This is a genomic window from Lactobacillus sp. JM1 (genome assembly GCF_009834385.1).
Classification (GTDB): domain Bacteria; phylum Bacillota; class Bacilli; order Lactobacillales; family Lactobacillaceae; genus Lactobacillus; species Lactobacillus paragasseri.
Genome location: NZ_CP044412.1, coordinates 404,232 through 424,437 on the forward strand (window position 1 = coordinate 404,232; position 20,206 = coordinate 424,437).

The window sequence follows — 20,206 nt, forward strand, 5'->3', positions numbered from 1 at the left end:
TAGAAGTTAAACTAATAAAAATAACGATAGCTGTGCGCCATCGTTGTTTTTATCGGTATTAATCTGTTGGTAACTTATATAGTTGAGGATTTTGCATTAAATAAAGTTGATTGTTGTCGACCATTAGTCCTTTATGCTCTAAGTTTTCATACATTTCATAGAAATATTGTGGATCTTCTTCATAAAAATAATCCGGTGGAAAACATAGAAAATTATAGACTTTTGATTCTTTAAATAAATTTTCAGCTTTTTCGATCGACATATGATCATTTGCAGCAATTAAAATACTGACTTCCTTAGTAATTGCATTAATAAATGATTCGGTTACGTATTTATTTTTCTTCATAAAGGACACCTCCATATTTTAAACAGTTAATTGAATTTTGAGTTTTAAAGGCCCATTGGTCAGTTAAATTTTCTGGTTTAAGACGAAATATAGCTTTCTCAAAAGATATTGTACCATTAGAATATAGTGCCAATGCTTCCCAGGAATTTGCTTAGAATATAGTGCCAATGCTTCCCAGGAATTTGCTCCATCAACTACAGGACCTATAACTAGATCATAATCTGTATTTAAAGCAAAATCGATATTCTTTCTATTTTTTATGATATAGTTTAGCCAATCTTCGCTTACATGATCAAATATTTTGACTCTTAATGAATAGAATTGGTTTGTATCAAATACATATTTAGAAATTAAAATGTTGTACGGATTTTGTTTTAATTTTGAAGAATTAATTTTTCGTTGATTGTAAAATCAAATTGAACACTTTAGAAAAATAAAAAGTCCATTCGGACCTGTTTGATAGAATGTTAATAACCACAAAAACTTTCTATTGGAGGTCAAAATGGACTCTTTACATTCTACCATGAATCGGCACGTTAAAGGAAAGCATTTATCATTTGAAGAGCGAGTTATTATTCAATTGCGTTTGAAAGATGGCTGCTCTTTGCGTGCAATTGCTCGTGAACTCAACTGTTCTCCTTCTACTATCAGTTATGAGGTTAAACGTGGCACTGTAAAACTGTATCATGGTAAAGTCAAAAGATACAAGGCTACTCAAGGACATGATGTATATCAAGCTCATCGTAAAAATTGTGGGCGTAAATCAGACTTTCTCAAAAAAAATCAATTTATTCACTATGTCCACAAACATTTCTTTAAAGACGGTTGGTCGCTTGATGTTTGCAGTAATCGTGCCACTGCTGCTGGCGAATTCTCTAGCAGCGATGTTGTCTGCACCAAAACTCTTTATAATTACGTTGATAAGGGCTTATTAGGCATTTATAATTACGACTTGACTGAGAAGCTTAAACGCAATACCAAGCTTCATCGTGTTCGCAAAAACAAGAAAAAGCTTGGCAGAAGTATTGAAGAACGTCCAAAAGAAATTAGTGAACGTAATGAATTCGGTCATTGGGAATGCGATTTGGTTCTTGGACATAAGACTAAAGATGATGAAGTGCTGTTAACCTTATCTGAGCGCATGAGTCGTGAATTCTTAATTATTCGTATTCCCGACAAGACTTCTATCAGTGTCATGCAGGCCTTTAAAGAACTCCAAAGACAATACAGTGAACACTGGAATGATATTTTTAAAACTATTACCACTGATAATGGTTCAGAATTTGCGGATCTGTACAACCTAGAAGAAGCCTCCAATACACTGGTTTACTATGCCCATCCTTACACTTCTTGTGATAAGGGAACAGTTGAAAGACACAATGGTCTTATTCGCAGATTCATTCCTAAAGGAGAAGCAATAGCTAACTATTCTTTACAAAATATCATTGACATTGAAACCTGGTGCAACTCATTGCCAAGAAAAATTTTAGCTTATCACACACCAGATGAAATCTTTGAAAGAGAATTAGATCGAATCTATCAAGCAGCTTAACTAAAAGTGTTCAATTTATTATTGCAATTTACGAGAATTAATTTTTATTTTATGTTTGCTCCATTTTGCTGCTTGATTAATATCTGTAGTTAAGTAAAAGCCTTTACCGAAGTCATGTCTTGGTTTTCCCGCATGAATATCTGGTTTTTCTACAATAACGTCACTGCCATGGTACAAAAGATTTGGAATGGAAATTTTCATACTAAATCAACTTTCTAAAAATATATAGAGAAAAAGTTAGTCTCTATATAAATAAGTACGCAAAAAGAAGATGATTTTTTGTATGAAAATTGAATGAATATAAAAACCGAAGTATCCACTTAATATGAATACTTCGGTTCTCATGATTTAAATTTTATTTATCGCCATCAAAAATGGAAGATTTTACAATAACATAATCTACTACTCGAATTGCACTCAAGTCTTTACCGCCAGCGTATGAAATAGAAGACTGTAAATCTTCCTGCATTTCACGCAAGGTATCTTTAATAGAGCCACGATAAGGAACTAACATTTGCTTTCCTTCAACATTGCGGTAGGCTCCTTTTTGAACTTCAGAAGCTGAACCCCAATATTGCTTATATCTCTTGCCATCAATTGTAATTAAGTTGCCAGGAGATTCCTCGTGTCCTGCAAAAAGGGATCCAATCATGACCATTGAAGCGCCAAAGCGGACAGACTTGGCAATATCCCCGTTGTGACGAATACCACCGTCAGCAATCAATGGCTTTCTAGCTGCTTTTGAACACATTCTAAGTGCTGCTAATTGCCAGCCTCCGGTACCAAAACCAGTTTTTAACTTAGTAATACATGCTCTACCAGGTCCTACGCCGACTTTAGTTGCATCAGCTCCAGCATTTTCTAATTCACGAACTGCTTCAGGAGTTGCAATGTTGCCAGCTGTTAAAAATGTATCGGGCAACTTATCTTTAATGTATTTGATCATTTTAATGACGTAGTCAGAATGACCGTGAGCTACGTCGATTGTAATATATTCAGGGATGATCTTTTCTTTAGCTAAGTAGTCGATAAAATCGTATTCGCTATCTTTAATCCCAACAGAAATTGAAGCAAATAAGCCTTTATCATGCATCATTTTAATAAAATCAGCGCGCTTTTCTGGATAAAAACGGTGCATTACATAGTAGTAGCCGTTTTCCGCTAACCAAATAGCTAAATCATCATCAATTACGCTCTCCATGTTTGCTGGAACAACCGGGATTTTAAATGTTCGGCTTCCAAATTTTACGCTTGTATCGGCCTCTTTACGGCTCTTGATAATGCATTTATTAGGTACAAGTTGGATGTCATCATAATCGAAGGCTTCCATACTAAAGTAATTGCTCATCTAATTTACCTCGTGCTTTTTAAAAACTACATGAGTTAATATACGGGGGTTATGAGGTAAAGTCAAGAGCAAAAATGAATGTTTATTTTATTGATTATCAAAAATGTTCGGAAATTAATTGACTATTAAGTTATAGATTGTTAAACTAGTCTTCGGTTTTAAGAAAATGATTTTTATGAGGTGAAATCAAATGACAGCAATAGCAGTTGTAGGTAGTCAATGGGGCGACGAAGGAAAGGGTAAAATTACCGATTTCTTAAGTAAAGATGCAGCAATGGCTGTACGTTCAAATGGTGGTAACAATGCAGGCCACACTATTGAAATTGGTGACAAGACTTTCAAGATGCGCCTAATTCCATCTGGAATTTTTGCTGCTAAGAAGGGTGCTGTAATTGGTAATGGTGTAGTTATCAATCCAGAAGTAATGTTCGGAGAATTAGATAACCTTGAAAAAGAAGGTATCGATATTAGTGGCTTGAAGATTTCTAATCGAGCACACGTAATTATGCCTTACCACATTTTGCAAGATGCTTATCAAGAAGAAGCTAAGGGTGACAAGAAGATCGGAACTACCAAGAACGGTATCGGTCCTTGTTACATGGATAAGGCTTCAAGAATTGGTATTCGTGTTTGCGATTTACTTGAAAGAGATACTTTTGAAGAAAAATTACGTACTAATTTGGCTGAAAAGAATGCTTTATTTACTAAAGTTTATAACAAACCTTCTCTTAAGTTTGAAGATATTTTTGAAAAATACCTTGAATACGGTCAAAAGATGAAGAAATACGTTACTGATACTTCAGTAGTAGTTAATGATGCGTTAGATAAGAATGAAAAAGTCTTATTCGAAGGTGCGCAAGGCGTAATGCTTGATATTGATGAAGGTACTTACCCATACGTAACTTCATCAAACACTATTTCTGGCGGAATTGCTTCTGGTATCGGTATGGGAGCTAACCGTTTGAATACTGTAATTGGTGTCTGCAAGGCTTACACTACTCGTGTTGGTGAAGGTCCATTCCCAACTGAATTATTAGATGAAGTTGGTGATCGCATTCGTGAAACTGCTCATGAATATGGTACTGTTACTGGCCGTCCACGTCGTGTTGGTTGGTTTGACTCAGTAGCTCTTCGTCACGCAAAGCGTGTTGCTGGTATCAATGCTTTAAGCTTGAACTTATTAGATGTATTTTCTGGCTTTGACAAGATTAAGATTGCTACTGCTTATGAACTTGATGGTAAGAAGATTGACTACTACCCAGCAAGCTTGAAAGAATTATACAGATGTAAGCCTGTTTACGAAGAATTACCAGCTTGGGATGAAGATATTACTAATGTAAAGACTTGGGAAGACTTACCAGAAAACGCTAAGAAGTTCTTGAACCGTGTTTCTGAATTAGTTGGTGTTCCTCTAGTTACTGTTTCTGTTGGTCCAGATCGTGAACAAACTATTGTTTTGAAGAATCCTTGGGAAATGTAATTTATGCTAGAACGTTATACTCGTCCCGAAATGGGCAAAATTTGGTCATTAAAAAATAAATATGCTGCTTGGTTAAAGGTTGAGATTGCAGCAACTAATGCTTGGTCAGAGCTTGGTGAAGTTCCTGCTGAAGATGCTAAGAAAATTGCTGATAATGCTTCTTTTACGGTAAAACGCGTTAGTGAATTAGAAGCAATTACGCACCACGATGTTGTTGCTTTTACGAGAACAGTTTCTGAGAGTTTAGGCGAAGAAAAGAAGTGGGTTCACTTTGGCTTAACTTCAACTGACGTTGTGGATACTGCACAAGGCTATATCTTAAAACAAGCTGACGAAATTATTCTTAAAGATTTAGAGACCTTAAAAGAAACAATTGCAGATAGTGCTCGTAAGTATAAGTACACCGTTGAAATGGGAAGAACTCATGGTGTTCAAGCAGAACCAACTACTTTTGGCTTGAAGTTAGCTCGTTGGTATGCAGAAATTAATCGTGACATTGAACGCTTCAAGGCAGCTGCTAAAGATGTTGAATCCGGTAAAATTTCTGGAGCGGTTGGTACTTTTGCTAATGTCCCACCAGCAGTTGAAACTAGCGTTTTAAAGCAACTAGGATTAACTCAGCAACCAGTTACTAGTCAAGTTTTGCCAAGAGACTTACATGCTTACTACATCGCTACGATTGCTTTAATTGCTACAAGTATTGAAAATTGGGCAACAGAAATTCGCGGTTTGCAACGTAGTGAAATTCATGAAGTTGAAGAACACTTTAGAGCTGGTCAAAAAGGCTCTTCTGCAATGCCTCACAAGCATAATCCAATTGGTTCTGAAAACTTATGCGGTATGGCTCGAGTAATGCGTGGTTTTATGGTGCCAGCTTATGAAGATGTAGCTTTATGGCATGAGAGAGATATTTCTCATTCAAGTGCTGAACGTGTGATTTTACCTGATGCAACAATTGGAATTGATTACATGTTAAACCGGTTTAACCGGATTTTGACTAACCTTGATGTTTTCCCAGAAACAATGCTCAAGAATATGGACCGTACTTATGGTTTGATTTATTCACAACGGGTGCTTTTGAAGCTAATTGATGAAGCAGGATTGTCACGTGAAAAAGCTTATGACATGGTGCAAAAATTGGCTAATAAGTCATGGCAAGAACAGACTTCATTTAGAAAGTTAATTGAAGATAGCGAAGTTATGAACTACTTGTCTGAAGCTGATTTAGATGATGCCTTTGATTATCATTATCACTTGAAGCATGTAGATGAGATTTTTGAAAAATGCGGCTTAGATTAGGATAGAAATAGAGATGCTTTTACGTATCTCTATTTTTTTGTTGTTATAAAAATATTATTAAAACATAATTGACTATATTAAACTATTTTTACAAAATTTTAATCAAGTAAAAATGGAAGAGGTGGAGAAATTTATGAAGAATAAAAAGTTATTTGTTGTGCTAGCCTTTGTCTTGATTGCTTTAGTAGGCGGAGGTGTATGGTTTTATCATAATCAGACGACTGTTCCTAAAGGCTGGGTGGATAGAACATTGGCAACAGAGATGAGCGAACCAGATAATAAGTTAAGTAATCCATTCTTTTTAAGATTTGAAAAAAATCAAGCTTACCTTGTGGCACGAGCTAATGGAAGTTTAAATAGCAAGAAGTCTGGACTAAATCAAGAAATTCAAAGAGCATTTTCGAAACGAGGAAAAGATTTACCTGAAGCGGGAGAACAAGTAAAACTGGGACGTGTCAAGACAGAAAAGATTAAGAATGGTTATAAAATTCATACACGTAAGGTAACCTTTATTTTTTAAAAAGACATCTAGGGGTGACTATAGAAGTCAAGATGGAACTTATTGGCAATTTACTCCAAAAGAATAGGTAGAAAAACGTTTTGTTGGATATAATTATGTCCAACAAAACCTTTTTTATTTTGGAAGAGGAAAATATCGTAAATTGCAATAATAAATTGAACACTTTTGGTTAAGCTGCTTGATAGATTCGATCTAATTCTCTTTCAAAGATTTCATCTGGTGTATGATAAGCTAAGATCTTTCTTGGCAATGAGTTGCACCAGGTTTCAATATCAATGATATTTTGTAAAGAATAGTTAGCTATTGCTTCTCCTTTAGGAATGAATCTGCGAATAAGACCATTGTGTCTTTCAACTGTTCCCTTATCACAAGAAGTGTAAGGATGGGCATAGTAAACCAGTGTATTGGATGCTTCTTCTAGGTTGGACAGATCCGCAAATTCTGAACCATTATCAGTGGTAATAGTTTTAAAAATATCATTCCAGTGTTCACTGTATTGTCTTTGGAGTTCTTTAAAGGCTTGCATGACACTGATAGAAGTCTTGTCGGGAATACGAATAATTAAGAATTCACGACTCATGCGCTCAGATAAGGTTAACAGCACTTCATCATCTTTAGTCTTATGTCCAAGAACCAAATCGCATTCCCAATGACCGAATTCATTACGTTCACTAATTTCTTTTGGACGTTCTTCAATACTTCTGCCAAGCTTTTTCTTGTTTTTGCGAACACGATGAAGCTTGGTATTGCGTTTAAGCTTCTCAGGCAAGTCGTAATTATAAATGCCTAATAAGCCCTTATCAACGTAATTATAAAGAGTTTTGGTGCAGACAACATCGCTGCTAGAGAACTCGCCAGCAGCAGTGGCACGATTACTGCAAACATCAAGCGACCAACCGTCTTTAAAGAAATGTTTGTGGACATAGTGAATAAATTGAGTTTTTTTGAGAAAGTCTGATTTGCGCCCACAATTTTTACGATGAGCTTGATATACATCATGTCCTTGAGTAGCCTTGTATCTTTTGACTTTACCATGATACAGTTTTACAGTGCCACGTTTAATCTCATAACTGATAGTAGAAGGAGAACAGTTGAGTTCACGAGCAATTGCACGCAAAGAGCAGCCATCTTTCAAACGCAATTGAATAATAACTCGCTCTTCAAATGATAAATGCTTTCCTTTAACGTGCCGATTCATGGTAGAATGTAAAGAGTCCATTTTGACCTCCAATAGAAAGTTTTTGTGGTTATTAACATTCTATCAAACAGGTCCGAATGGACTTTTTATTTTTCTAAAGTGTTCAATTTGATTTTACAATCAACGAAGAGGAAAATATATTAATGAATCAAGAACTACTAAATAAACTTGAGCATTTAACTGAAATATATAAATCAGGTCACTGGGGAAGCGATATGCCAGAAGATACACGTCCTCAAAATTTAGATTCTAATTCTGAAGTAAATGCCATTTTTTATACATTGCCAACTGCTTTAGACTATCAACGAAATTCTAATACCTTGTGGAAAAGTGCTACGGCTACTTTTGAAGATAATGAAACTAGTTTTGTATTTAATCCACAAGAAGTGGTAGATAAAGATTTTACTGAAGTACAGGCAGCCTTAACTAGATATAGTTTGGCTTTGCAGAAAAATAAGCAGACACAAATTTGGATTAAGCTTTGTCAGACTTTAGATAATAATTTCAATGGAAAAGTAACTGATTTTTTTGCTTATTTTGACAATGATATTCAAAAAGTTCGTCATTATATGCAGGTAGAAAAGAAAAAGGATTTTCCATACCTGTCTGGTAAAAAATTGTGTAATTACTGGTTATACGTGATGTATCAGTATACGAATCTACCTTTGATTAATACTAATCAAATTTATATTGCTACAGATCGGCATATTATTAGAGCTACGCATAAACTTGGGCTGATTACAGATGAAGAAGTAGAAAACACAAAAGTACAGGATTATGTAATAAAAGCTTGGATTGAAGCACTAAAGGGTATCAATTATGTACCTATTGATTTTCAATCTGCGCTTTGGTTATGGGCAAGGAATGGATTTAAAGAAGAATTATAGTTAAAGGGAAAATATCATGAAACATGAACATTCAGCAGGTGCAATTATCTGGCGCAAGAAAAATAACGAAATCCAATATTTATTAATTCAAAGTCAGCCTTATAAGCAATTCAAGAGTGCATGGGCTTTTTCAAAAGGACATCTTGAAGCTGGAGAGACAGCGCAAGAAGCTGCAAAACGAGAAATTTTTGAAGAAGTAGGTTTGAAGCCTGAATTTAATTTTGATTTTAGTGAAAGCTATTCATATCAAGTTACTTCAGAAATTGAAAAGACTGTAACTTTATTTTTAGCAAAATACAATCCTGATCAGAAAATAAAACGGCAAGAAAGTGAAATTAGGCAAACTGCTTGGCTAAACTATGAAGATGCGCAAAAAAGGATTAGAGAGCAAAACTTTAAGGAATTCAGTTTCGAAGATCTGTCTTCTATTTTGGAAAAGGCTAATGATTATTTGAATGGACATTGATTTTGAGAATATAGCCTGATGAGATTCTTTATAATTCAAGTAAGATTATATCTAGTTAAAATCAAATACAATGTATATAAATTGTAGTATAATTTCAGAAAGGGGAGTGATTAATATGGCACATACATATAGTTATCGTGCAGATTCTAAAGATCATGATGAAGTTAAAAGAATTTTAGATAATCTAGGTTTAGATATGTCTACTAGTATTAAAATGTATTTTAAACAAATTATTAGACATAATGGAATTCCCTTTTCAGTAACTAATTCTGATACGCTTACAGAAGATACTAAGAAAGCTCTTTTACTTGCAGAAGCTAAGGATATGGGCTTAATTGAAGACGATACTCCAGCCTTTAAAGATACTAATAAATTGATTAGTTATATGAAAAAACGTGCAAAGGAATTAGAGTAATGTATGAAATAAAAGCCGAAGATACTTTTATTCAGGATGTAAATCGTTGGAGTAAGAAAGTTACTGAGTTATGGGATGAAATTCAAGCAATAACTTCATATATGCAAGAAACTGGAGAAATACCGGAAGAATATGATCCACATCTTTTAACTAATGAAGAGCTGAATTATGTAGGATATTTTGAGTTTCATTTATTTGAGGGGAAACTTGACTTGCTTGTTATTCATACAAAAAACAGAAATAAAAAAGTCTTTCGATTGGTTAGACTAGGGTCTCATAATGAATTATTTCATTCTGATTTACGATAATTAAAATTAAAGTCGTTGCTATCAAACGGCTTTTTATTTTGCTCATTTTTATCTAAAATAAGACTTGAATACAGTTAAAACAAGAAAGTGTATATAAAAATGTCAGAACCAAATTATGCCAAGTTAGAAGCAAGCAACCCTCATTTAGATAAAGAGAAGCCATATCCATTAGCAGGAATCTTGGTTGTGGACTTCACTCATGTCTTGTCAGGTCCAACTTGTACAAGAATGCTTGCCGACGCAGGTGCACGAGTAATTCATATTGAAAGAAAAACAGGGGATGATACGCGTCACATGGGACCATACATTGCGGATGGTTCAAGTGAATATTTCAGAATCTGCAATGCAGGAAAAGAATCAATTGCCTTAGATTTGAAAGATCCAAAAGATCATGCGTTAGCTGAAAAAATGATTGCCAAAGCAGATGTAGTTGTGGAAAACTTCCGTCCAGGCGTGATGGCGCGTTTAGGTTTTGCTCCAGAAGAAATGGTGAAGAAGTATCCTAAATTAATTTTTGCATCAGTATCTGGCTTTGGACAATATGGACCTTGGTCAAAGCAAGCTGCTTACGATACCATTATTCAAGCTGTTTCAGGATTAATGGATGCTACAGGTGAACCGAACGGTAAGCCAACACGTGTTGGAACTTCAGTTTCTGATGTTGTTGCAGGAATCATGGGTTATAGCGCGATTACCACTGCCTTAGTGGCAAGAGAACGCACTGGAAAAGGAACCACAATAGATGTTTCGATGCTAGATTCTACTTTTTCCTTAATGGTGCAGGACTTGATGCTGGCACTTGGGCCACATGAAGTACCACACAGAATTGGTAATCGTCACCCTGATATGTATCCATTTGATACATTTGATTGTCAAGACCAGCCAATTGCTATTTGTTGTGGTAATGATCATTTATGGGGATTATTATCTCATGCGTTAGGCCATGAAGAATGGATGAATCAAGCAGATTTTAAGACAAATGATTTGCGTGAGAAGAACTGGCAAAAAGTAAAAAATGCAATGCAAGATGTGCTTAAGACCAAGCCTGCTGCTGAGTGGGATAAGATCTTACACGAAGCAGGTGTGCCAGCTGGTTTAGTGCTCAATGTGGATAAGACCAGACGCCTTGATCAAATTATTGAGCGCGGGATGGTTAAGACTTTGCCCGATGGCAATGAAGTTTTAGGTTCACCACTCAAGTATGGAACTTGGAATTCTTATGGATTGCAAAAAGATGCACCGAAGTTGGACGAACAGGGTGAACAGATTCGTAAGGAATTTGAATAAAATTAGACATTAAAAAAGATCAAGATTTTCTATTTTTTGAGAATCTTGATCTTTTTTAATGTGGCCTAAAGACTTTTTTAATATTAAATATTGATTTTTAGTGTTTTCTGCTATATTCTAAGCTTTACCATTGAAATATAATTAGCAAAAAATTAATAGATAATAAAAATGCTAGGAGATGAAATTATGACAATTGGAGAAGCACTGTATGAAGAGCGACAAAAATTAGGATTAACGCAAGAAAATATGGTGAAGGGAATTATTAACAAAGGGCATTATTCTAAGATTGAACGAGGATTAGAAAATATTTCAATTAATACATTGTTTAGAATTATTTTGAAACACCATATTGATATTAGTGACTTTTTCAATAAGGTGAAAGACAATTATTATACTTTTGAAGATAAAAAAGCTGAAGAATTAAAGCAAAAGATAATGTACGCTTTTAATAATAATCAAAGAGAAGAATTAAGAATATACTTAAATGAAATTTTGGATTTAAAAGAGCATCAGATTTTTAAATATCGAACCGTAATTGCTATCGCATCTTTAGAAAATAATTTAGCTGACTTAAGTCCATCTTTTAAAAATAAAATAGTTACTAAATTTTCCGAGCATGAAAATTGGTTTGAAAATATTGGAGCATTACAGTTATTTTCTGACTGTATGAAAATATTTACTTTGGAACAGCTAGACTATTTTCTTAGTCAACTGTTAAAGCATTATCAAAAACATACTTATTCTGAAAGTATGCAAGAAAGAATAGCAATTATTTGCAATAATTATCTTTGCTATTGTTATAAGCAAAAAATAGCTGGAAGTAATATTCAAAATGCATTGAGCTATTTAAAAAATTTAGAACCGATTGGTCATTTTTTACTTTGTAAAATATGTTATGATCTATATTTTTATTTATTTGAAGGCAATACAGGAAAAGCAGATGAAATAAAGAAATTGCTGATTAATTGTGGATATCAAGACTGTATTGAACGGTGGCAAATTTAGTTGTGTCTGACGTAACTAATTAAGTAAATATGAAAAAAGATGTGATAATTGTGAGCAATAAAATATAAGTAGGTTACATTTACCTAGAAGGGAGGACAAAGATGAAAAATAAGAAATTAGTTGTGACTGCTTTGGTAGCTTTATTACTTTTAGTAGGCGGTGGAGTATGGTTTTATCATAATCAGACGACTGTCCCTAAAAGCTGGGTTAATCAAAGCTTAATGACTTTGGAAAAATCAGATAATAAACTGAGTAATTCTTTTTATTTGATGTTTGACAAAAATACAGCCTATCTGGCTACACGCTTAGGGGGTAATGAAGAAAGCAAACCTTCAAAATTAAGTAAAGACATTCTAAATGCTTTTTCATTGAAAGAAAATGAACGTCCACAAGCAGGCCAATGGGTAAAATTAGGCAGAGTTAAAACCGAAAAGTTGAGAAATGGTTACAAGTTTAAAACGCGTAAAGTAACTTTCATTTTAAAAAAGACTTCTAACGGTGCCTATCAAAGTCAAGATGGTACTTATTGGCAATTTGTTCCAGAAGGAGTGGCAGAAAGTAAATAATCAAAATGGATATAAGTGATATTAATATTAACCAATATAAAAAATATGCCTAATTAGATTTTGTTAGTCTAACTAGGCATATTTTTATTTATAAGTATTGTAGAAATTGAGTATAGTCAATCTTGATCTTTTACTTTATTCAAATTCATCTAGTGCATCCAAGGCATTTTCCCAGTCACTATTTGCCTGGTCTAATTGCTCTTGAACTGCAGATAATTTTTCTTGCAGTGGTCCAAGCTTTTCAAATGAAGCGGCAATATCTGGATTTGCCATTTCAGTTTGAATTTCTTTTTCTTCTGCTTCTAATTTTTCAATCTTAGCTTCGGCATCGCTAACTGCACGTTCTAATTTTCTCTTTTGAGAATCGCGTGCTTTTTATTCTTGATAAGATAGTTTACCTTTATTTTGACTGGCAGCCGGAGTGGTTTCAGTTTCTGCTTTTTGTGCTTCTGCTTCTTGAGCAGCTGCAGCTTGCTTAGCATTTTCATCTAGGTAGTAAGAATAGTTACCATTATAGATCTTAGCGTGGCCATCGCGAACAGAAATAATCTTGTTAGCTAACTCATTAATGAAGTAACGGTCGTGAGAAACGAAGAGCAATGTTCCATCGTAATTATCTAGTGCTTCTTCAAGAACTTCTTTAGCTTCAATATCTAAGTGGTTGGTAGGTTCGTCCATTAGTAAGAAGTTATCTTTTTCAAGAGACAAAACAGTTAGAGTCAGTCGCGCTTTTTGACCACCAGATAATTGACCAACTGTCTTATCAATATCTTCGGCAGTGAACAAGAAGGAAGCCAAAATAGATCGGACGTCTTTTTCAGGCATTGTCTTGTGACGATCCCAAATTGTATCAAGAACAGTTTTTGAAGGATCTAAACTTTGGAGTTCTTGATCATAGTAACCAATATCTAAACTTGCACCATATTTAATTGAACCACCTTTTGGTTCAAGCTTTTTCATAATGGTTTTGAGCAAGGTAGACTTACCAATTCCGTTAGGGCCGATAATAGCAACGCGGTCATTCTTATTGACTTGGAAGTCGATATCGGAAACCATTACCTTATCAGGATAGCCGATCGTCAGATCCTTAGCGATCAGTACTTCTTTTCCAGAAGGACGTTCGCTAGTGAAGTTAATACGAACTTTTTGCTTGTGCTTAGGTGGCTTGATACGCTCCATCTTGTCCAAAACTTTACGCCGGCTTTGGGCGCGTTTAGTAGTAGAAGCACGAACTAGGTTCTTTTGAATGAACTCTTCTTCCTTTTTAATCTTTTCTTGCTGTTTTTCATAAGCGGCTTCTTGCTGGCTATCCATCAATTCACGTTCTTTAACGTATTGACTGTAATTACCCTTGAAAGTAGTCAGCTTTCCAAAGTTCAGTTCAAAAATTTGATTAGCTAAGTGATCTAAGAAGTACTGGTCGTGAGAAACAGTAATAATTGCGCCTTGATAATTCTTTAGGAACGCTTCTAACCAATCTAAAGTATCTAAGTCAAGGTAGTTAGTAGGTTCGTCAAGCAGCAGTACTGGTGGCTTTTGTAAAAGCAATTTAACAAAGGCAAGTCGTGTCTTTTCACCGCCAGAAAGGGTGCCAATTACCTTATTCCAAGTATTTTCTTTAAAATTAAAACCGTTAAGAATACTCTTAATTTCAGCCTGGTAGGTAAAGCCGCCTTCTTGTTCGAAGTCGTAAGCTAATTGATCATACCGCTTGAGCAAGTCTTCATCTTCGGGATGGTCGGCAATTTGCTCTTGCATTTTAGTGATTTTTTTATTTTTTTCGATTAAGTCATTAAAGACAGTAAGCATTTCATCCCAGATTGTTTTGTCTTCATCGAGGCCATTTTCCTGGGCGATGTAGCCGACTTTTAATCCCTTATTAATAGTAAATTGACCACTAGTTGGTTCTTGTTGACCAGTCATGATCTTTAATAAGGTAGTTTTTCCGGCTCCATTAGGTCCAACAAGACCGATTCTGGCATTGTCAGGAACCGAGAAAGAAATGTTACTGAAGATAGTATTGCCTCCAAAACGTTGTTCGAGGTCTTGAGCTTGTGCAATAATCATAATTATTTTCTCCTAGTGCTTATTTTAACATAGTGAATCTTTTAAATTTTATGAAAATATGGCCTTTGTGAAAATTGTTTCTTGATTTATCCTTAAAGAATGCCTATTATTAGTTTGATTAGTAAATATTTCACATTCGTATTTATAAAAGAAAGAGGCCTCTTAATGGATGAAATTAAGATTCCTAAGGCTACTGCCAGACGCTTGCCGCTATATTATCGCTATTTAATCTTTTTAAATGATGAAGGAAAAGAAAAAGTGTCCTCAACTGAACTTGCGGAAGCAGTTCAAGTTGACAGTGCTTCAATTCGTCGTGATTTTTCTTACTTTGGTGCCTTAGGTAAGCGTGGCTATGGCTATGATGTTAAGAACTTGCTTAATTTCTTTAAAAAGATTTTGAACCAAGATACTTTAACTAACGTTGCCTTAGTTGGTGTTGGTAATATGGGACATGCGCTTTTGAATTATAACTTCAAGCGTACTAATAATATCAGAATTAGCGCTGCTTTTGACATTAATCCTGAAATTACTGGAACAATTATGTCAGGTGTGCCTGTTTATGATATGAGTGAAATGAAGAAGCAGCTTCGTGAGCAACAAATTACGATTGCAATCCTTTGTGTACCGCAAACAGCAGCCCAAAAGACTGCCAATGAAATGTTTGATGCCGGGATTAAAGGGATCATGAACTTTACGCCACTTCGTTTATCTGCACCTTCTAGTGTTCGTGTACAAAATGTTGACTTGGCAACTGAACTTCAAACTTTAATCTACTTCTTGGATTCAGATAAAGATAAGAACAAAAAATAATTTACTATTAATATAGCTTTTGCACAAGCTTAACTAGGCTTGTGCATTTTTTATACATTTTTATTTGTAATCAGAGAGAAAATAATTTTAAGATAAATAGGCATAGAATTTTTAAATTTAGAAATAAGGTAGATAAAATGATTAAAAAAATGGCAGTTTATTGTGGTGCACGCTCAGGTAACCGCCCTGAATATGCTAAAGCTGCTTATGAATTTGGTAAAAAAATGGCAGACCACCAGATCGAGCTAGTCTATGGCGGCGGTAAGTATGGTTTAATGCGAGCAGTTGCTGACGGCGTTTTAGAAAATGGCGGTATTGTTCATGGCATTATTACTGAAGAATTAAAAGATCGTGGTGCAGCTTACGATAAGGTGCAAGATTTTCGCGTGGTCCCAAGTATGGATAAGCGCAAAGATACGATGATGAACTTGGCTGATGGGATGGTAGCTCTTCCTGGCAGTATTGGTACTTTAGAAGAAATAAGTCAAGCTATTTCTTGGACTGCAATTGGCGATAATGCTAAGCCCGTTGCTTTTTATAACTATGCTGGCTTTTATGATTATTTAGATAAGCTATTAAAGCGCATGAATCAGGATGATTTTTTAGAAAATATTTACTTAGATACGGTCTATTTTGGAACTGATTTTGATAAGATTTTGCAGTTTATGGAGGATTATCAGGCTCCAGCTTATCGTGAATATTGATTTATTAAACTAAAGAAGTATAGCCTAAATTTTCCCCTCGTATTTAGGGTCATGCTTCTTTTTTTGACCACTTAGAACTTTAAAATGACCACTTAGTCAATTTCACTAGATTTTAATCTTATATTCATGTTTAATATAAATATCAAGAACGAAACAAGGAAGTGAGAATTGTGAAAGTTAAGCTTGAACTTGATCCAGATCAGCAAGAGACAGAAATAACAATTCATGCTAAAAGCTTAACGCCTGAAGTAGAAAGAATATATCATCAACTTCAAACTGATTCAGAACATCCTGATCAAATTGAGGGGATGATGGACAATACTTCTTATTATTTAAGTATTAACAATATTCTCTTTTTTGAAACAGACGCTAAGCAGGTAATGGCGCATACGACGAGGAATGCATATTTTGTTAAGTATAAATTATATGAACTAGAAAACTTATTAAGTGGGCAGTTCATGCGAGTATCGAAATCGACTATTTTAAATTTAGATCAGATTTACGCTGTTACTAAATCGATTTCTAATTGTCAGATTAAGTTTCATGATTCCTATAAGACAGTCTATGTTTCAAGAAGATATTACCGAGATTTAAATGAAAGATTAAAAGAGAGAAGGGCATTATCATGAGAAAGGCCAGTTTTGGAAGAATTCTTTGGGGATTAGGTTTGCTTGCGGCAGCTGCGTTTTTAGTTTTAGATCAGCTCCACTTGATGCCATTAGAATTAGGCTTTTGGGCAATTTTTTGGACAGTAGTCTTTGGAGCAACCTTAATTACTTCTTTAATTAATAAAAGTTTAGGCGGCAGCATCTTTTCAATTGCTTTCCTATTAATTATTTATGCTAAACCACTTCATATTGAACGTATTGTTCCTTGGACAGTACTTTTAGCAGCATTCTTAATTTGGGGAGGTTTGAGATTAATCTTCAAAAAAAGCTGGAAGCCGACTGTGATTATCAATGGTGAAAAAGTTAATGCTAATTGGTCAGACTTGAAGGCACCACATAAATTTAAGGCTGAGCATGTATTTTCTGATACGTCTAGTTCAGATAATGATGACAATATTGTGATTAGCGAAAAGTTGTCTTCTACTTCACGTTATGTTCATTCGCAACACTTAGAAACGGTGACTGTGAATGTTTCAATGGGAGATGTTAATGTATATCTTGATTCAGCTAAGCCTGCCGGGGATGAAGTACTTGCTAACATCAATATGTCGATGGGAGATATAAATATTTACATTCCAACTTCTTGGCGAGTTGATGATCAACTTGAACATAAATTTGGTGATTTCACTATTGATGGTGATCAACCAGCAGAAGGTCCAACATTAGTACTTCAAGGTCGTGCTAATATGGGGGATGTTACTATTAAGAGAGTTTAGAACTAGAAAAGTCAATCAGCTCTAATTTGAAGTAAAAATTAATTTGCTGTAAAATACTTGTAGTATAAAAAAGGAGAGCTACTGGTAATAGCTCTCCGAAGCACAAGCCGCTAAAAGTGCAGTGGCAAAATTACTATTAGCAAACTAAAAAGTCGCTTTCAACTCTGCCAAAAGTCATCAAGCGGCTTTTTTGTTTGCTTATTTTTTCTTCCACAAATCGTGGATAGCCTTTATCAGTCGTTTTGCAGCTTTTGCTAACTCGGTTAAATCTTTTGCAAGTTTTAGTTTTATTAAAACAAGAACAAGACAATCCATATTAAAATTCAAACAAAGATTCAAGTAAATTGGCACTTTTTAGCACTCAAGCAAGAAAAGTGCTAATTTTTGTGTCTAAATACTTGCTTTTCTTTTATAAACAAGGTACTATCGTAAATGTAAGTTAGCACTTATGAGATATGAGTGCTAAGTGATGTAATAATAGATTAAATATGTACAGGAGGGACTAACGTGTTACAACCAATTGGTGATCGCGTGATCGTTAAAGTAAAAGACGAAGAAGAAGAAAAAGTTGGAGGCATTGTCCTGGCTTCTAACGCTAAAGAAAAGCCTCAAATGGGTGAAATTATTGCCGTAGGAAATGGTAAGCGCAACGCAAACGGCGACTTAATTCCTATGTCAGTTGCAAAAGGTGAAACAGTATTCTTTGATAAATACTCTGGCACTAACTTGAAATACGAAGGCGAAAAGTACTTAGTACTTCGTGAAAGCGACTTATTAGCTGTCGTTAAGTAATTAAATTAGAAATAAAAGGTGGCATATAAATATGGCTAAAGACATTAAATTTTCTGAAAATGCAAGACGCTCATTATTAAAGGGTGTTGATAAATTAGCAGACACTGTTAAGACAACTTTAGGACCTAAGGGTAGAAATGTTGTTTTGGAAAAGAGCTATGGTGCTCCTGACATTACTAACGATGGTGTTACTATCGCTAAGAGTATTGACTTAGAAGATCACTTTGAAAACATGGGTGCAAAGCTTGTTTCTGAAGCTGCACAAAAGACTAACGATATTGCTGGTGACGGTACTACTACTGCTACTGTTTTAACTCAAGCAATTGTTCGTGAAGGTATGAAGAACGTTACTGCTGGTGCTAACCCAGTTGGTATTCGTCGCGGTATTGAAACTGCTACTAAGGCAGCTGTTGACGAATTACACAAGATCAGTCACAAGGTAAGCACCAAGGATGAAATTGCTCAAGTTGCTTCTGTTTCATCAGCTTCAACTGAAGTTGGTAACTTAATTGCTGACGCAATGGAAAAAGTTGGTCACGATGGTGTTATCACAATTGAAGAATCAAAGGGTATTGATACTGAACTTTCAGTAGTTGAAGGTATGCAATTCGATCGTGGTTACTTATCACAATACATGGTAACTGATAACGATAAGATGGAAGCAGACTTAGACAACCCTTACATTTTAATTACTGACAAGAAGATTTCTAACATTCAAGACATCTTGCCATTATTGCAAGAAATCGTTCAACAAGGTAAGAGCTTATTAATCATTGCTGATGATGTTGATGGTGAAGCTCTTCCAACTCTTGTTTTGAACAAGATCCGTGGTACTTTTAATGTTGTTGCTGTTAAGGCTCCTGGCTTTGGCGATCGTCGTAAGGCAATGCTTGAAGATATCGCTATTTTAACTGGTGGTACTGTAATTTCTTCAGACTTAGGTCTTGAATTAAAGGACACTAAGATTGATCAATTAGGTAAGGCTGGCAAGGTCACTGTAACTAAGGATTCAACTACTATTGTTGAAGGTGCTGGCTCAAAGGATGCTATTAGTGAGCGTGTTGACCAAATTAAGAAGCAAATTGCTGACACTACTTCAGACTTTGACCGTGAGAAGTTACAAGAACGTCTTGCTAAGCTTGCTGGTGGTGTTGCTGTTATCAAGGTTGGTGCTGCTACTGAAACTGAATTAAAGGAAAGAAAGTACAGAATCGAAGATGCCTTGAACGCAACCCGTGCCGCTGTTGAAGAAGGTTACGTTGCTGGTGGTGGTACTGCATTAGTTGATGTTATGAAGTCCATTCAAGGTAATGTTAAGGGCGATAGCCAAGACGCACAAACTGGTGTAAACATCGTTATGAAAGCTTTAGGTGCTCCTGTACGTCAAATTGCTGAAAATGCTGGTAAAGACGGTGCTGTTATCTTAGATCACTTAGAACATGAAGACCCAGAAATTGGTTACAATGCTGCAACTGACAAGTGGGAAAACATGGTTAAGGCTGGTATCATCGACCCAACTAAGGTAACTCGTTCAGCCCTTCAAAATGCTGCTTCAATTGCTGCCTTGTTGTTAACTACTGAAGCTGTCGTTGCTGATGCTCCAGAAGATGACAAGAACCAAGCCCCTGCAGCTCCAAACCCAGGTATGGGAATGGGAATGTAATTTAATTCCTAACAAAAAATAAGAAAGAATTATCATTATGACACTATTAGTTTACTGATAGGCATAATGTAAAAGAATCGAGCAATCGCTGATGGTTGCTCGATTTTTT

Annotated in this window: 21 protein-coding genes and 2 pseudogenes; 17 read left to right on the top strand and 6 right to left on the bottom strand. The window is 35.2% G+C overall.

Annotated elements, in window-relative coordinates:
* Nucleotides 1-58: 58 nt before the first annotated feature.
* Together F3I00_RS02030 and F3I00_RS02035 are read right to left on the bottom strand one after the other, a co-directional pair.
* The gene (locus F3I00_RS02030; protein ID WP_003649392.1) at nt 59-346 is read right to left on the bottom strand and encodes a hypothetical protein; all 288 of its coding nucleotides are present in this window, start codon (nt 344-346) and stop codon (nt 59-61) included.
* A gap of 63 nt (nt 347-409) precedes the next feature.
* Complete coding sequence (locus F3I00_RS02035; RefSeq protein ID WP_274741735.1) at nt 410-739, bottom strand: DUF3990 domain-containing protein; 330 nt, start codon at nt 737-739, stop codon at nt 410-412.
* 109 nt (nt 740-848) lie between these two features.
* On the opposite strand from F3I00_RS02035, the gene F3I00_RS02040 reads away from it, so the two are divergent.
* Nucleotides 849-1,898 carry an IS30-like element ISLga1 family transposase gene (locus tag F3I00_RS02040; protein WP_159310966.1) on the top strand — a complete coding sequence of 350 codons (1,050 nt, stop codon included), beginning with the start codon at nt 849-851 and terminating at the stop codon, nt 1,896-1,898.
* Nucleotides 1,899-1,916: 18 nt separating this feature from the next.
* Here F3I00_RS02040 and F3I00_RS02045 read toward each other — a convergent pair whose 3' ends face one another.
* A complete protein-coding gene (locus tag F3I00_RS02045; protein WP_020807948.1) occupies nt 1,917-2,099 on the bottom strand; it encodes a DUF3990 domain-containing protein in 183 nt (60 codons plus the stop codon).
* Between the two features lie 154 nt (nt 2,100-2,253).
* On the bottom strand, nt 2,254-3,246 hold the full coding sequence (locus F3I00_RS02050; protein ID WP_024273020.1) for a GMP reductase: 993 nt from the start codon (nt 3,244-3,246) through the stop codon (nt 2,254-2,256).
* Nucleotides 3,247-3,436: 190 nt separating this feature from the next.
* On the opposite strand from F3I00_RS02050, the gene F3I00_RS02055 reads away from it, so the two are divergent.
* From F3I00_RS02055 to F3I00_RS02065, 3 genes and pseudogenes are all read left to right on the top strand, one after another.
* Nucleotides 3,437-4,726: an adenylosuccinate synthase gene (locus F3I00_RS02055; RefSeq protein WP_020807949.1), complete on the top strand. Its 1,290-nt coding sequence runs from the start codon at nt 3,437-3,439 to the stop codon at nt 4,724-4,726.
* Between the two features lie 3 nt (nt 4,727-4,729).
* Nucleotides 4,730-6,025, top strand: a complete 1,296-nt coding sequence (purB, locus tag F3I00_RS02060) for an adenylosuccinate lyase (RefSeq protein WP_020807950.1) — start codon at nt 4,730-4,732, stop codon at nt 6,023-6,025.
* 133 nt (nt 6,026-6,158) lie between these two features.
* Nucleotides 6,159-6,612, top strand: a pseudogene (locus F3I00_RS02065) (hypothetical protein).
* Nucleotides 6,613-6,714: 102 nt separating this feature from the next.
* Here the strand turns inward: F3I00_RS02065 and F3I00_RS02070 are convergent.
* A complete protein-coding gene (locus tag F3I00_RS02070; protein ID WP_159310967.1) occupies nt 6,715-7,764 on the bottom strand; it encodes an IS30-like element ISLga1 family transposase in 1,050 nt (349 codons plus the stop codon).
* Between the two features lie 122 nt (nt 7,765-7,886).
* Between F3I00_RS02070 and F3I00_RS02075 the strand changes: the two genes are divergently transcribed.
* The 7 genes from F3I00_RS02075 (at nt 7,887) to F3I00_RS02105 (ending at nt 12,677) form a co-directional block, all read left to right on the top strand.
* Nucleotides 7,887-8,630, top strand: coding sequence for a hypothetical protein (locus F3I00_RS02075; protein WP_024273021.1), 744 nt, complete (start codon nt 7,887-7,889; stop codon nt 8,628-8,630).
* A 16-nt stretch (nt 8,631-8,646) separates the two neighbouring features.
* Nucleotides 8,647-9,096, top strand: a complete 450-nt coding sequence (locus tag F3I00_RS02080; protein WP_003649380.1) for a bis(5'-nucleosyl)-tetraphosphatase — start codon at nt 8,647-8,649, stop codon at nt 9,094-9,096.
* A 115-nt stretch (nt 9,097-9,211) separates the two neighbouring features.
* On the top strand, nt 9,212-9,511 hold the full coding sequence (locus tag F3I00_RS02085; protein ID WP_003652023.1) for a type II toxin-antitoxin system RelB/DinJ family antitoxin: 300 nt from the start codon (nt 9,212-9,214) through the stop codon (nt 9,509-9,511).
* Entirely contained in the window at nt 9,511-9,819 is a 309-nt protein-coding gene (locus F3I00_RS02090; RefSeq protein WP_020807867.1) for a type II toxin-antitoxin system YafQ family toxin, read from the top strand. Before F3I00_RS02085 ends, F3I00_RS02090 begins: the two co-directional genes overlap by 1 nt.
* A 99-nt stretch (nt 9,820-9,918) precedes the next feature.
* Nucleotides 9,919-11,106 (top strand): CoA transferase, encoded by a 1,188-nt coding sequence (locus F3I00_RS02095; RefSeq protein WP_020807868.1) that lies wholly within the window; start codon nt 9,919-9,921, stop codon nt 11,104-11,106.
* Nucleotides 11,107-11,292: 186 nt separating this feature from the next.
* Nucleotides 11,293-12,111 (top strand): helix-turn-helix domain-containing protein, encoded by an 819-nt coding sequence (locus F3I00_RS02100; RefSeq protein WP_065169794.1) that lies wholly within the window; start codon nt 11,293-11,295, stop codon nt 12,109-12,111.
* A 101-nt stretch (nt 12,112-12,212) separates the two neighbouring features.
* Entirely contained in the window at nt 12,213-12,677 is a 465-nt protein-coding gene (locus F3I00_RS02105) for a hypothetical protein (RefSeq protein ID WP_020807870.1), read from the top strand.
* Nucleotides 12,678-12,812: 135 nt separating this feature from the next.
* Here the strand turns inward: F3I00_RS02105 and F3I00_RS02110 are convergent.
* Nucleotides 12,813-14,744: pseudogene (locus tag F3I00_RS02110) on the bottom strand (ABC-F family ATP-binding cassette domain-containing protein).
* A gap of 165 nt (nt 14,745-14,909) precedes the next feature.
* On the opposite strand from F3I00_RS02110, the gene F3I00_RS02115 reads away from it, so the two are divergent.
* The 6 genes from F3I00_RS02115 to groL all read left to right on the top strand — a co-directional run bounded on the left by F3I00_RS02115 (nt 14,910) and on the right by groL (nt 20,097).
* The gene (locus F3I00_RS02115) at nt 14,910-15,554 is read left to right on the top strand and encodes a redox-sensing transcriptional repressor Rex (RefSeq protein ID WP_003647732.1); all 645 of its coding nucleotides are present in this window, start codon (nt 14,910-14,912) and stop codon (nt 15,552-15,554) included.
* A 137-nt stretch (nt 15,555-15,691) separates the two neighbouring features.
* Nucleotides 15,692-16,258 (top strand): TIGR00730 family Rossman fold protein, encoded by a 567-nt coding sequence (locus F3I00_RS02120; RefSeq protein ID WP_020807871.1) that lies wholly within the window; start codon nt 15,692-15,694, stop codon nt 16,256-16,258.
* A gap of 170 nt (nt 16,259-16,428) precedes the next feature.
* A complete protein-coding gene (locus tag F3I00_RS02125) occupies nt 16,429-16,887 on the top strand; it encodes a LytTR family DNA-binding domain-containing protein (RefSeq protein WP_020807872.1) in 459 nt (152 codons plus the stop codon).
* A complete protein-coding gene (locus F3I00_RS02130) occupies nt 16,884-17,642 on the top strand; it encodes a hypothetical protein (protein WP_020807873.1) in 759 nt (252 codons plus the stop codon). Before F3I00_RS02125 ends, F3I00_RS02130 begins: the two co-directional genes overlap by 4 nt.
* 507 nt (nt 17,643-18,149) lie before the next feature.
* On the top strand, nt 18,150-18,434 hold the full coding sequence (gene groES, locus F3I00_RS02135; protein WP_003647727.1) for a co-chaperone GroES: 285 nt from the start codon (nt 18,150-18,152) through the stop codon (nt 18,432-18,434).
* A 31-nt stretch (nt 18,435-18,465) separates the two neighbouring features.
* A complete protein-coding gene (gene groL / locus F3I00_RS02140) occupies nt 18,466-20,097 on the top strand; it encodes a chaperonin GroEL (protein WP_020807874.1) in 1,632 nt (543 codons plus the stop codon).
* The last annotated feature ends 109 nt before the right edge of the window (nt 20,098-20,206 follow it).